Origin of the sequence: Dorea acetigenes (assembly GCF_025567385.1) — a bacterium.
In the GTDB taxonomy this organism is placed as follows: Bacteria; Bacillota; Clostridia; order Lachnospirales; family Lachnospiraceae; genus Claveliimonas; species Claveliimonas acetigenes.
On sequence record NZ_JAOQJU010000009.1, the window covers coordinates 80,212 to 93,728 of the forward strand.

Sequence of the window (13,517 nt, forward strand, 5' to 3'; positions counted from 1 at the left end):
TACTTTCCTATATCATAAAACGCTCCGCGGGATGCGCAGCTCGCGGAAAGGAAATTACTGTGTTACAGTCCGCTCGCGCGCGGCGATTGCGCACAAGGCGCAATCTTTTCTAATGTCCTTCGTATTTTTCCTCACAGTATTTACAGCGATATACTTCCTTTTCGGGATCGGTCAATATGAATATATGATCCAGCTCCTGCTCAATAGAAGTAATACATCTTGGATTCTTACACTTGACGATATTCGTAATCTGTTTTGGAAGCTTCAGAGTTTTCTTCTCTACGATCTTCTCATCTTTGATAATGTTGATCGTAATATTGTGGTCGATAAATCCCAGGATATCCAGATCCATGAAATCTATCGGGCATTCAATCTTAATAATATCTTTTTTTCCCATCTTATTGCTTTTGGCATTTTTTATAATTGCAACACAGCAGTCAAGTTTATCTAATTTCAGGTATTTATAAATATCCATGCTGCGGCCTGCCTGAATGTGATCCAGTACAAAACCCTCGGAAATACTACCGACATTCAATGTATTCTCAACCATATGATTCTCCTCCTATACTTCGATTTCCAATAGTGTCAATATCAGTGCCATACGGACATACACACCGTATTGTACCTGCTTGAAGTAGGCGGCACGTGGATCGTTATCCACCTCGACGGATATTTCATTTACTCTTGGAAGCGGATGGAGTACCAGCATATCCGGACCTGCGTATTTCATTTTCTTGGCATCCAGAATATAGAAATCCTTCATGCGGACATAATCATCTTCATTGAAGAAACGCTCTCTCTGGACACGGGTCATGTAGAGCAGATCCAGCTTAGGAAGAGCATCTTCCAGACGGACGACTTCTTCATAAGGAATATTGTTCTTATCCAGGACATCATGTCTCATATAGCCTGGCAGGCGAAGCTCCTCCGGTGAAATTAAAATGAATCGGATACCGGGATATCTTACCAGTGCGTGAATCAGAGAATGTACGGTACGCCCGAATTTCAAATCCCCACATAATCCAATCGTCATGTTGTCCAGCCGTCCTTTTAAGGAACGGATTGTCAATAAATCTGTCAGAGTTTGGGTTGGATGCTGATGTCCGCCGTCTCCGGCATTGATGACCGGAATTGTTGCATGGCGGCAGGCAACGGCTGCGGCGCCTTCTTTAGGGTGGCGCATGGCACAGATATCTGCATAACAGTTAATCATGCGGATGGTATCAGAAACGCTTTCCCCCTTGGCTGCAGAGCTGGATTTGGCAGAGGAGAATCCAAGCACACTTCCGCCCAGATTCAACATTGCCGCCTCATGGCTCAGGCGGGTTCTGGTACTTGGCTCATAGAACAGAGTAGCAAGCTTCTTCCCGTCGCAGGCATGGGCGTACTTTTTGGGATTGGCTTCGATGTCATTTGCCAAATCCAGTAATTTATCAAGTTCTTCCACAGAAAAGTCTAATGGACTGATTAAGTGTCTCATAAAAACCTCCTCATTTATCTTTCTACTATGATGCCTGCGGATTGCGACGCGTAGCTAGTCCTTTAGGGTTCCGTGCTGCGCACTTTCACAATCCTAACATCTATCTTATATCCTATAATAAATGAGGAAGTTTTTCAATGGATGCCGAGGATTTTTTCAAATAATAAACCGGCGCCGAACCATAAAGGAGCGTAATCAAGACGGATCAGTCCGCGGATATTTAAGGGGGCGTCACTGTAATCCCATGGGCAGGCGTCCATTTTGCGAAGAAGCGAACCGGTGAAAAATTCTCCAATAAAAATAAAACATGTATAAACACCTCCACGAATCACCGCATTCTTTCCCTTCAGCAATTTACAGACAGGAGACAGCAGACTTGCCATCCCATAGATGGGAAACATCCAGATAGACGTATTCCCGATTAATTTCGGGTTTTCATTTTTTTGATAAGAACGCATACCGGTGAAAAGGATTTCCATACACCAGCCAGCCGTCCCACATGCAAGAAAATTATGTTTCATAGAATCAGTATGCAGAAGAAACCTAGATTTTATACAAAAAATATATTATACTGAAAGCAATGAGCCGCGCGAAAAGGAAAGGACGGAAAGCGTCTGCTTGCAGACAGGCTTGCCGGACTTCCTTTTCATGAGGCGAAAGCCGAGACCGAGGGGACGAAGTACCCGAGGTAGGCGCGGCGGAAGGGCGCGCGGAAGGCGAAAGCCGAGACCGAGGGGGCGAAGTACCCGAGGTAGGCGCGGCGGAAGGGCGCGGGGAAGGCGAAAGCCGAGACCGAGGGGACGAAGTACCCGAGGTAGGCGCGGCGGAGAAAAGGCGCGGGGAAGGCGAAAGCCGAGACCGAGGGGACGAAGTACCCGAGGTAGGCGCGGCGGAAGGGCGCGGGGAAGGCGAAAGCCGAGACCGAGGGGGCGAAGTACCCGAGGTAGGCGCGGCGGAAGGGCGCGGGGAAGGCGAAAGCCGAGACCGAGGGGACGAAGTACCCGAGGTAGGTGCGGCGGAAGAGCCGCGAAAAGGAAGGAGACGCAAGATGAAATCACTAGAAGAACTGAGAAAGCAGCTTGACGAGATTGACAGTCAAATCGTGGAATTATATGAAAGACGCATGGATGTCTGCGGACAGGTAGGCAACTACAAGATAGAGACAGGGAAAAAGGTATTTGACAAGAACAGGGAAATTGAGAAACTCCACGCAGTAACTGCGGATGTGGAAGATGGGTTTTATAAGAAGGGATTAACGGAGCTTTTTGAGCAGTTGATGGCACAGAGCAGGAAGCTTCAGTATCAGATGCTCACCAAGAAGGGAGCGCTGGGACGTCTGCCGTTTATCGGGGTGGACGCACTTGACCTTGAGGGGGCGCGGATTGTATTCCAGGGGACGGACGGCGCTTATTCTCAGGCAGCTATGTTCAAATATTTTGGCAGGGATATTGACAGTTTCCACGTGCAGACATTCCGTGATGCGATGGAGGCAATAGAAGAAGGTTCGGCAGATTTTGCAGTACTTCCTATTGAGAATTCCTCTGCCGGAATGGTAACGGAGATGTATGATCTGCTGGTGGAGTTTGAAAATTATATTGTAGGAGAGGTTGAACTTCCTGTTGAGCATGCATTGACGGGCGTTGAAGGGGCATCCATTTCTACAATCCGGAGAGTCTATTCCCATCCACAGGCACTGATGCAGAGCGCTAAGTATCTGGATGAGCACAGAGACTGGCAGCAGATTGGCGTGGCGAATACGGCTGTAGCAGCTAAGAAGATTGTGGAAGAAAAGGATGTGGCTCAGGCGGCAATCTGCAGTGCCCATGCAGCGGAAATTTATGGATTAAAAGTTCTGGACAGCAAGATTAATGATAACGATAACAATTCTACACGATTTATCATTGTGACGAACCAAAAGATATTTCTGAAGGATGCGAAAAAAATCAGCATTTGTTTTGAGGTTGCCCATGAGAGCGGTTCCCTGTATCATCTGCTGTCTCATTTTATTTATAATGACCTGAATATGACGAAGATTGAATCAAGGCCGATTGAAGGGCGGACCTGGGAGTATCGGTTCTTTGTTGATTTTGAGGGAAATATGAGTGAAGGCGCTGTGAAAAATGCAATCCGCGGACTCAGGGAAGAGGCTAAGAGCCTGAAAATACTTGGAAATTATTAAGAGAAAAGAAGGAAAATACAATGCGAGTAAATGAATTAATGCTGTACCGTCATATCGAAGAGGGACAAATTTTAATGGATATGACATTTTTAATGGAGAATTATAAGAATGACGATTATGAAAAAGAGGATTTAAGGAGTCTTTTATTTGACTGCATTAACGGAATGATTGAGATGGCGGTCAGTCATGGATTTGAGGGAAATCTGTGGCACAATTATCTGACATTTCTTTTAGCAAATGATGAAAATGCTTACAGCACTTCCTGCGAGATTGTTGGTGAGATTGAAGGCAGCATCAATCAGGTGGCATTGCATGATTTTGCGATTTTCAAAGAGTTGTTTGATTATGATTTCACAGACATGGAGAGGGAACTGTGTACGGATGGACTGTCTATGATACAGAAGTTTACCGGTTCAGGAGAACATGGAAGTGTGTTTAACAAGCGGATTCGGGACAGAATCTGTGCTCTTGGCAAAATTCTGTCAGAGACAGACACAATTGAAGCATTTCAGGCGGTCATGACTCAGTTTTACAAGGAATTTGGCGTGGGAAAGCTGGGGCTTCATAAGGCATTCCGAATTGAACATACAGAAGAGGGAACACAGATTGTTCCCATTACGAAGATTGCCCATGTCCGTTTGGATGATCTGGTAGGATATGAGATTGCCAAGAAAAAGCTGATTGACAATACGGAGGCGTTTGTCAAGGGACGTAAGGCGAATAACTGCCTGTTGTTCGGTGATGCCGGAACCGGAAAATCTACATCTATTAAAGCCATCCTGAATCAGTATTATGACCAGGGGCTCCGTATGATTGAGGTATACAAGCATCAGTTCCAGGATTTGAATGATGTGATTGCGCAGGTGAAGAACCGGAATTATAAATTCATTATTTACATGGATGATTTGTCTTTTGAAGAATTTGAGATAGAGTATAAATACCTGAAGGCTGTAATAGAGGGCGGCCTGGAGCGTAAACCGGATAATGTGCTGATTTATGCAACCTCCAACCGCCGCCATCTGATCCGCGAGACTTTTAAGGATAAGCAGGATCGGGACGAAGAACTTCATACCAACGATACGGTACAGGAGAAGTTATCGCTTGTTGCAAGATTTGGCGTTACGATTTATTTTGGCGGACCGAGCAAGAAAGAATTCCAGGAGATTGTAAGACAGCTTGCCGCAAGAAACGGCATTACCATGCCGGAGGAACAACTTTTATTAGAAGCGAACAAGTGGGAGTTAAGCCACGGCGGGCTGTCAGGAAGGACAGCCCAGCAGTTTGTGGATTATTTATTGGGAATGTGAGGCAGTTTATGTCAAGATTCCAGTAGTTTCAGCCCGGAGATGTCGGAATCTATCACAAGGGAATAATTGGTGTGGTAGATGACGAATCCCGGCTTTCCACCGTTTGGCTTCTTTACATGTTTGCGCTCAATATAATCGATTTCCACCTTGTCGCTTCCACGGTTCTTAGAATAGTAGGCGGCGAGTCGGCCGGCTTCCTCAAAGACCCGGTCGGGAAGTTCTTTGCCCTCCGTCTTTACAATGACGTGGGAACCGGGAGTCCCTTTGGCGTGGAACCACCAGTCGCCTCCGTTAGCAAAGTGGAAGGTCAGTTCTTCGTTCTGGAAGTTGTTTTTCCCTACATAGATATGATAGCCGTCACTGGACAGATAGTGGAAGGGGCGGCTTTTTAGTTTCACTTTTTTCTTCGAGGCTTTCCGGCGGATATATCCGCTCTGGATTAACTCTTCCTTAATCTGAGCGAGGTCGTCTTCACTTAAGGCAATATCAAGGGCATTGCTTACGGATTCCAGATAAGTAATGTCTGCTTTTGTTTCCTCAATGAGTTCCCCAAGAGCCTCAAAAGTACGTTTCTGCTTGTTGTATTTTGCGAAGTAGCGCTGCGCATTCTCTCCCGGAGTTTGGGTGGGATCCAGAGGAATCGTAACCTTTTCGTTGGTATAGTAATTCAGCGCTTCTAATTCTTTGGCGCCGCTTTCCAGATGATAACCATAAGTATTAATCAGCTCTCCGTAGACCTTATATTTGTCACGCCCCAGGGTGTCTTTTAACTGGCGGCTCTGCAAGTCGTATTTCTTGCGGCTGCGTTCCAGGGCAGTCTGTACGATCCGGCGCAGGTCTGCCGATTTCTGCCGGATGCGAGTGACGGTATTTTTTTCAGCATAGTAGGTACGCAGAACCTGAGAGACAGAAGAGACTTCCTTCGTTGTATACTGGCTGAAATGTGTCAGCGGCAGGCAGGAAAATTCTATGGGAGAATTCTGGTTATAGTAGATGACCGGGCAGAAGTTGCCCTGCTTTACTGCTTCAAAGTAAATATGAAACTGGTTATACAGATGAATGCCCATGTCTTCCGACAGGTCTCCGGCAGTCATGGCAGATTCAATGCCGGAAATATAGCAGATTTCTTCTGCCGCCACAGGGCTGATTCCGGTGAAGCTGGTATAGATTGCCTTGGCAAGAGGCGCCGGATGCGTTTTTAAGGTATGGATAAAATCCTCCCGGGACACGGTGAGGGGGTCAAGCTTGTTCATGGTGTCGGGGATAAAGTATTCCCGCCCGGGCAGTACCTCCCGCACGGAACTCATTTGCGCGGAAACATGCTTGATGCTGTCTATAATCCTGCCTTGCTCATCGCAGAAAATAATATTGCTGTGCTTTCCCATGATTTCCACAATCAGTGTCTTGCGGCATAAATCGCCCATTTCATCCAGATGCTCAATGTGGAAATAGATAATTCGTTCCAGCTTTGGCTGGGAAATCCGGACGATCCGCCCGTTGTTAATATGTTTTCTGAGAAGCATGCAGAATCCGGGGGCAGTCATAGGACTTGGTTTATTTTCTTCCGTCAAATAGATGAGGGGCAGAGAGGCGCTGGCCGAAATAGAAAGGCGCTTCATACCGTCGGCTGTCTTGATTGTAAGAAGAAGTTCATCCGTCTCCGGTTGCGCAATTTTATTAATCCGCCCGTCTGTTAATGTATGTTTTAATTCCTGTACCAGTGCGGCAACAGTGATTCCGTCAAAAGCCATTTTTAAACAATCCTTTCTTTTTTGGTGTCTTATTCCTATCATACAGATGGTTGACGGGATATGTCAAATGAATTATAATGAAGGATAGCAAAATACAGGTGAAGAGGTTACTATTCACAGCACCCCACCGGCATGCGCACTCGTCGCATCTTCGATGCGCCAGTCCCGCTCCTGACGGAGCTAAGACTGCTTATACAGGTGGGGTGACTGCTCCACAGTCCTGATTTGGAATCCCATATATCTTCTTACGTGCAAGCACGACGAATCCATATGGGATTTCAAATCGGCTGTGAATAGTAACGTGAAGAGGTATAATAATGATTAGAAGTATGACAGGATTTGGGCGCTGCGAGATTACTGAAGGAGATCGTAAGTTCACAGTAGAGATGAAGGGAGTCAACCACCGATATCTGGATGCGAATATCCGTATGCCTAAGAAACTGAACTTTTTTGACAGCGCAATCAGGAGCCTTTTGAAGAAGTATGCGCAAAGAGGGAAAGTTGACATTTTTATTACTTATGAGGATATGTCTGAGAATCAGGTATCTTTAAAGTATAACGAACCATTGGCGAAAGAGTATCTTACATATTTTAAGCAGATGGAGGAATCTTTCGGGCTGGAAAATGATATTCGGGTTTCTGCACTTTCCAGATGTCCGGAGGTTCTTACGATGGAAGAGCAGGCACCGGACGAGGAAGCCTTGTGGAATGGCCTTAAGGAAGCGCTGGAAGGCGCTTTGGAGCAGTTTGTAGAGACAAGAGAGGCCGAAGGCGAGAATCTGAAGAACGATATTTTAAGTAAATTGGAAGGAATGCTGGAGAAAGTTTCTTATATAGAAAATCGTTCGCCGGAGATTGTGGCTGAGTACCGTGAAAAGCTGGAAGAGAAGGTGAAGGAACTGCTTGCAGATACCCAGATGGATGAAGGCAGGATTGCCGCAGAAGTAGTGATTTTTGCGGATAAGATCTGTACAGATGAGGAAGTGGTAAGGCTTAAGAGCCATATCAGCCATATGCGAGAGACCTTCCTTTCCGAAGAAGGGGGAATCGGAAGAAAACTGGATTTCATTGCCCAGGAGATGAATCGTGAGGCGAATACCATTCTTTCCAAGGCAAATGATATAGAAGTGTCTAATTGTGCAATTGATTTAAAGACAGAGATTGAGAAGATAAGAGAACAGGTTCAGAATATTGAGTAGGAGATAGGTCAGAAAGGATGTCTGTTTATGGAACAGGAAGGAATACTTATTGTAGTGTCAGGATTTTCCGGTTCGGGTAAGGGAACCATTATGAAAGAGCTGTTACAGAGGTATGATAATTATGCATTGTCTATTTCTGCGACGACCAGGCAGCCCCGGGAAGGGGAAGTCGACGGCAGGGAATATTTTTTCAAAACCCGGGAAGAATTTGAAAAAATGATTGCGAAAGATGAATTGATAGAGTATGCTAAGTACGTGAATAATTACTATGGTACGCCGAAAGCATATGTACAGGAGCAGCTTCACGCAGGGAAAGATGTGATTCTGGAGATAGAGATCCAGGGCGCCCTTAAGGTGAAGGAGAAGTTCCCGGAGACATTGCTTCTGTTTGTGACACCACCAACGGCTTCGGAACTGAAGAAGCGCCTGGTGGGGAGAGGCACAGAATCTATGGAGGTGATAGAGCAGCGTATGCTGCGCGCCTGTGAGGAAGCAGAAGGAATGGATAAGTATGATTACTATGTGGTGAATGATGAGCTTGACAGATGTGTGGAAGAGGTTCATCGGATTATCCAGGCAGAACACAGCAGAAGTTATCGTAATTTACAGTTTGCAGAACATATAAAGAGAGATTTGAAAGGAGAATAGCAGATGTTGCACCCATCTTATACCGATTTAATGAAGGTAGTGAATAAGGACGTAGAGGAAGGCGAGACTAAGGTCGTAAATAGCCGTTACTCGATTGTGATGGCTACATCCAAGAGAGCGAGACAGATTATTGACGGAGAGATGCCCCTGGTTAATACGAAGGAAGGGGAGAAGCCGCTTTCCATTGCAATTGATGAATTGAACAGCGGTAAGATTAAAATCATTGCAGAAGAAGCAGAAAAATAAGAAGAAAAGGCAGATGCTTTATACGGGTGTCTGCCTTTCAAACATACAGGGAGGAATCGAATGAAGCTATTATTTGTTTCCCTTGGCTGTGATAAGAATCTGGTTGACACGGAAGTGATGCTGGGGCTTCTTGACAAGAGAGGCTGGCAGATAACCGATGATGAGACGCAGGCGGATGTAATTGTTATTAATACCTGCTGCTTCGTCCATGACGCCAAGGAAGAAAGCATTCAGACCATTTTGGAGATGGCAGAGTATAAGAAGACGGGTTCTTTGAAAGCGTTGATTGTAACCGGATGTCTGGCACAGCGTTATCAGGAGGAAATTGTGAAAGAAATTCCGGAGGTGGATGCAGTGCTTGGTACTACATCCTATGATAAAATCGCGGACGCTATAGACGGGGCATTGGAAGGAAATGTAAGCATAGAACTGGCGGATGTTGACGCACTTCCATTGGTAGAGACAAAACGTCTGGTAACTACCGGCGGGCATTATGCGTATTTAAAAATTGCGGAAGGCTGTGATAAGCATTGTACTTACTGCATTATCCCCAAAATACGCGGGAACTACCGGAGTGTTCCGATGGAACGGCTTCTGGAAGAGGCGGCGGATCTGGCAGAGCAGGGGGTGAAGGAGCTGATTCTGGTTGCCCAGGAGACGACCCTTTATGGCAGAGACATCTATGGAGAGAAATCTCTGCACAAGCTTCTGAGGGAACTCTGCAGAATAAAAGGAATCCGGTGGATTCGGATTCTTTACTGCTATCCGGAAGAGATAGACGATAATCTGATACAGGTAATGAAGGAAGAATCGAAAATCTGCCATTATCTCGACCTTCCTATCCAGCATGCTAATAATGAAATCCTGAAGCGGATGGGAAGGAGAACCTCAAAGGAGCAGTTAATTGCTATAATAGAGAAGCTCAGAGAGGCAATCCCGGATATCACCTTGCGGACTACACTGATCACAGGATTCCCGGGGGAGACGAAAGAGCAACACGAAGAACTTATGGAGTTTGTGGATCAGATGGAATTTGACCGGCTGGGAGTATTTACCTATTCGCCGGAAGAAGATACGCCGGCTGCCGAGATGCCCCGTCAAGTTCCGGAAGAGGTGAAGGAAGAGCGGCAGGCAGAGATTATGGAGCTTCAGCAGGAGATTGCTTTTGAACAGGCAGAGGATATGATTGGCAGGGAAGTTCTGGTAATGATAGAAGGTAAGGTGGCGGATGAAGATGCCTATGTGGGAAGAACCTACAAAGATGCACCGAATGTAGATGGATTGATTTTCGTAAATACGGATGAGGAACTGATGTCCGGGGATTTTGCAAGAGTAAAGATAACCGGAGCATTGGAATATGATTTGATAGGAGAACTGATGGAATGAATTTACCAAATAAATTGACTGTATTAAGAGTGATTATGGTGCCTTTTTTTGTACTGTTTATGCTGACAGACCTGGGAGGAGATGCGAATAAATGGATTGCGCTGGCAATTTTCTGTGTGGCGAGCCTTACCGATATGCTGGATGGCAAGATTGCAAGAGCAAGGAATCTGGTAACGAATTTCGGCAAATTCATGGATCCACTGGCAGATAAGCTGTTAGTGTGTTCCGCTATGATTTGCCTGATTCCGGTGGGAAAGCTCCCGGCATGGATTGTGATTATTATTATCGCGCGCGAGTTTATTATCAGCGGTTTCCGCCTGATTGCATCAGATAATGGAATTGTGATTGCCGCAAGTTACTGGGGAAAGTTTAAGACGGTATCCCAGATGTTTATGATTATCCTACTGATTGCTGATTTCGGGGGGATCTTTGTTATGATTGAAAATGTACTAATCTGGGTATCCTTGATATTGACGGTGGTTTCTTTGATTGATTATATTGCAAAGAATAAGCAGGTACTTACACAGGGAGGAATGTAGGATGACAGTAGAGCTGATTTCTGTCGGGACAGAAATCCTTTTGGGAAATATTGTAAATACGAATGCCGCGTATCTGGCGGAGAAGCTGGCGATGCTGGGGCTCTCCTGCTATCACCAGAGTGTGGTGGGAGATAACGAAGAGCGTCTGGAGGATGCGATCCGGCTGGCACTTGACCGCTCGGATATTGTTATCCTTGGCGGCGGTCTGGGACCAACGAAGGATGATTTAACAAAGGAAGTTACGGCGAAAGTATTCGGAAGAGAATTACAGGAGGATGCTCACACCAGAGAGCGGATTCAGGAATATTTTGACCGTCTGCAGCGGAAGAATCCGATTACAGAGAATAACTGGAAGCAGGCGATGGTTCCGGAAGGGGCAGTTGTGGTGGATAATCATAACGGAACAGCGCCGGGACTGATTCTGGAAGGAGAAAATGGGAAGACGGCAATTCTGCTTCCGGGTCCTCCGAATGAAATGATTCCGATGTTTGACCGTGATATCGCGCCTTATCTGAATCGTCTGCAGCCGGAAGGGATTTATTCTAAGATGGTAAAGGTGTGTTCTGTTGGCGAGAGCCGGGCAGAGACGATGGTGAAGGATCTGATGGAACAACAGAGTAATCCCACCCTTGCTCCTTATGCGAAGACGGGAGAAGTCCATTTTCGTGTAACAGCAAAAGCAGCGGATGAGGAGAGTGCTGATGCACTGATGCAGCCGATGTTGGAAGAATTGTCCAGACGCTTTGGGAAAAATATTTATACAATGGATGAAAATGTGACTCTGGAAGAGGCAGTGATTTTGCTTTTGAAGGAAAAAGGTATGACGCTGACAACGGCAGAATCCTGTACAGGCGGACTCCTTGCCGGACAGTTGATGAATGTGCCGGGAGCTTCAGCAGTCTACGAGGAAGGCTATATTACGTATTCGAATGCTGCGAAGGAAAAGTTGTTGGGCGTAAAGCATGAGACACTGGAACAATATGGTGCTGTCAGCTATGAGACTGCTTCTGAGATGGCAGTGGGAGCGGCGAAGGCAGCAGGAGCGGATGCGGCTCTTTCTGTTACCGGAATCGCAGGCCCTGACGGAGGAACAAAAGACAAGCCAGTAGGGCTGGTTTACGTAGGCTGTTGTGTGAATGGCAGAGTACGCACGGAAGAATTCCATTTTACCGGGAACCGCAGGAAGAATCGTGATTATGCAGTTGTGCGTGCGCTTACTTTACTGAGAGAGGAATTGTTATAGGAAAATTGTTGGAACAAAAGGAGGAAAAGCATGTTTGTCAGAATCTTGGAAGCACAGGAGATTCTGCCGGCGCTGCATCTGGTGTGGGATGTATTTGCGGCGGATGTCGCGCCTTACTATGAGCCGGCAGGTGTAGCAGAATTTCAGAAATTTATTAAATACGAAAATGTCATGCCAGGGGTACAGAAAGGAGAAACGGTATTTTTTGGCGCGTGGGAAGGACAGGAGCTTTGCGGCGTCAGTGCTTTGAATTTAAGGCAAGGCGGTCATATTGCGCTGCTCTTTGTCAGAAAAGAATGGCAGCTGCGCGGAGTAGGAAGAACACTGTACCAGGAGATGTGCCGTTTCTGCGTGCAGGGATTAAGAATAAATCGCATTACTGTAAATGCGGCTCCGGGAGCGGTAGAAAGCTACCGCCATTATGGGATGCAAGAAACCGCGCCAGAGCAGAAGGCGAACGGAATGCGTTTTGTTCCCATGGAAGCTGTTCTCTCCGGCAATATGTCCGGGGATGACGGAAAAAAGAAGAAAAGGCTGCCTCTGATACTCGGAATCGTGGCCGGTGTTCTTTTGCTGCTGGCTCTTCTGGGATGGATCGTATCCAGTATTGTAAAAGACATAGCGGATGAAAGTAATTGGTCTTCCTCTCATATTTATGAAATCCCTGACGATGACTATAACGATGACGGTCAGGACGATTACGGCTGGGGTGATGGCTGGGACAATGAAGATGACTGGTATGATCAGGAAACTCCGGACATTCAGGATGACGGGAATGATGAAGAAGAGCTTTCAGGCATAGATGCAATCCCGGAATATAAAGAAGAAGGAATTACATATCAGGTGACAGATGATGTTTATACGGATGAAGGAGAAGACACGAAAAAAACAGTAATCAATTTCGAGGTACATTTTCCGCAGATTACCGGACTGGATGGTTCTCTGCAGGACGACATTAATGCCAAACTGAAGGAATGTGCTATGGAGACGGCAGAGAAGATTTATTTAAATCCCGATGCGCAGATGAAAGAGAAGGTTATAACCGAAGAATCTCCGGTACTGGCAAGCTTTGTAGAATACAAGGTCTGCTATCAGTCTGCCGATTTTATGAGTGTTGTCTACCAGGATTATAGCTATGAAGGAAGCCAGCAGGACACTCACGTAAGACTCCGTACCTTGAATATCAATTTGAAGGATGGAACAATTTACACAGTGAAGGACATCGTGAAGCTGGATGATGCATTTCTTGCCGACTGGCTGGATGAAATGCGGGATGAGGCGGATAATGATGAGCTGCTGGCGGAATTAGATAATGATGCATTGAAAAAATGTCTGTCCGGCGAAGATGAGACAGGCGTTTATTCAGACAATTTCTTCGTGGATGCAGAAGGAATCGAAATCGGATTTTCCTTCGACTATCCGGCAGATGATGAAAACGACCAGGGATATGCATGGGTGACAGCGCCGTTTGACATGGAAGACATTGTACCATATCAGTCAGACAGTGGATTCTGGAATCTGGTGTCCGGAAAGTAAGGG

Annotated in this window: 13 protein-coding genes; 9 read left to right on the plus strand and 4 right to left on the minus strand. The window is 46.1% G+C overall.

Features of this window, described 5'->3' with window-relative positions; genetic code table 11:
* Positions 1-109: 109 nt before the first annotated feature.
* From OCV99_RS09300 to OCV99_RS09310, 3 genes are all read right to left on the minus strand, one after another.
* Positions 110-550, minus strand: a complete 441-nt coding sequence (locus tag OCV99_RS09300; protein ID WP_158370004.1) for an aspartate carbamoyltransferase regulatory subunit — start codon at positions 548-550, stop codon at positions 110-112.
* Between the two features lie 12 nt (positions 551-562).
* Positions 563-1,480 (minus strand): aspartate carbamoyltransferase, encoded by a 918-nt coding sequence (pyrB, locus tag OCV99_RS09305; RefSeq protein WP_158370006.1) that lies wholly within the window; start codon positions 1,478-1,480, stop codon positions 563-565.
* A gap of 134 nt (positions 1,481-1,614) precedes the next feature.
* On the minus strand, positions 1,615-2,001 hold the full coding sequence (locus OCV99_RS09310) for a putative ABC transporter permease (protein ID WP_158370008.1): 387 nt from the start codon (positions 1,999-2,001) through the stop codon (positions 1,615-1,617).
* Positions 2,002-2,528: 527 nt separating this feature from the next.
* Between OCV99_RS09310 and pheA the strand changes: the two genes are divergently transcribed.
* Together pheA and OCV99_RS09320 are read left to right on the plus strand one after the other, a co-directional pair.
* The gene (gene pheA, locus OCV99_RS09315) at positions 2,529-3,659 is read left to right on the plus strand and encodes a prephenate dehydratase (RefSeq protein ID WP_158370010.1); all 1,131 of its coding nucleotides are present in this window, start codon (positions 2,529-2,531) and stop codon (positions 3,657-3,659) included.
* Between the two features lie 20 nt (positions 3,660-3,679).
* Positions 3,680-4,966: an ATP-binding protein gene (locus tag OCV99_RS09320; RefSeq protein ID WP_158370012.1), complete on the plus strand. Its 1,287-nt coding sequence runs from the start codon at positions 3,680-3,682 to the stop codon at positions 4,964-4,966.
* 11 nt (positions 4,967-4,977) lie between these two features.
* On the opposite strand, the gene OCV99_RS09325 is transcribed toward OCV99_RS09320, so the two are convergent.
* Positions 4,978-6,717: an Rqc2 family fibronectin-binding protein gene (locus tag OCV99_RS09325; protein WP_158370014.1), complete on the minus strand. Its 1,740-nt coding sequence runs from the start codon at positions 6,715-6,717 to the stop codon at positions 4,978-4,980.
* 317 nt (positions 6,718-7,034) lie between these two features.
* Here OCV99_RS09325 and OCV99_RS09330 point away from each other — a divergent pair, with 317 nt between their 5' ends.
* The 7 genes from OCV99_RS09330 to OCV99_RS09360 are packed head-to-tail and all read left to right on the plus strand — an operon-like array spanning position 7,035 to position 13,514.
* Positions 7,035-7,916 carry a YicC/YloC family endoribonuclease gene (locus OCV99_RS09330; protein WP_158370016.1) on the plus strand — a complete coding sequence of 294 codons (882 nt, stop codon included), beginning with the start codon at positions 7,035-7,037 and terminating at the stop codon, positions 7,914-7,916.
* Positions 7,917-7,943: 27 nt separating this feature from the next.
* Complete coding sequence (gmk, locus tag OCV99_RS09335) at positions 7,944-8,564, plus strand: guanylate kinase (RefSeq protein WP_158370018.1); 621 nt, start codon at positions 7,944-7,946, stop codon at positions 8,562-8,564.
* Positions 8,565-8,567: 3 nt separating this feature from the next.
* Positions 8,568-8,810 (plus strand): DNA-directed RNA polymerase subunit omega, encoded by a 243-nt coding sequence (gene rpoZ, locus OCV99_RS09340; protein WP_158370020.1) that lies wholly within the window; start codon positions 8,568-8,570, stop codon positions 8,808-8,810.
* A gap of 60 nt (positions 8,811-8,870) precedes the next feature.
* A complete protein-coding gene (gene rimO / locus OCV99_RS09345) occupies positions 8,871-10,196 on the plus strand; it encodes a 30S ribosomal protein S12 methylthiotransferase RimO (protein ID WP_158370022.1) in 1,326 nt (441 codons plus the stop codon).
* A complete protein-coding gene (gene pgsA, locus OCV99_RS09350) occupies positions 10,193-10,735 on the plus strand; it encodes a CDP-diacylglycerol--glycerol-3-phosphate 3-phosphatidyltransferase (RefSeq protein WP_158370024.1) in 543 nt (180 codons plus the stop codon). The genes rimO and pgsA overlap by 4 nt, the downstream gene beginning before the upstream one ends.
* 1 nt (position 10,736) lies before the next feature.
* Complete coding sequence (locus OCV99_RS09355) at positions 10,737-11,978, plus strand: competence/damage-inducible protein A (protein ID WP_158370026.1); 1,242 nt, start codon at positions 10,737-10,739, stop codon at positions 11,976-11,978.
* 30 nt (positions 11,979-12,008) lie between these two features.
* Entirely contained in the window at positions 12,009-13,514 is a 1,506-nt protein-coding gene (locus tag OCV99_RS09360) for a GNAT family N-acetyltransferase (RefSeq protein WP_158370028.1), read from the plus strand.
* The last annotated feature ends 3 nt before the right edge of the window (positions 13,515-13,517 follow it).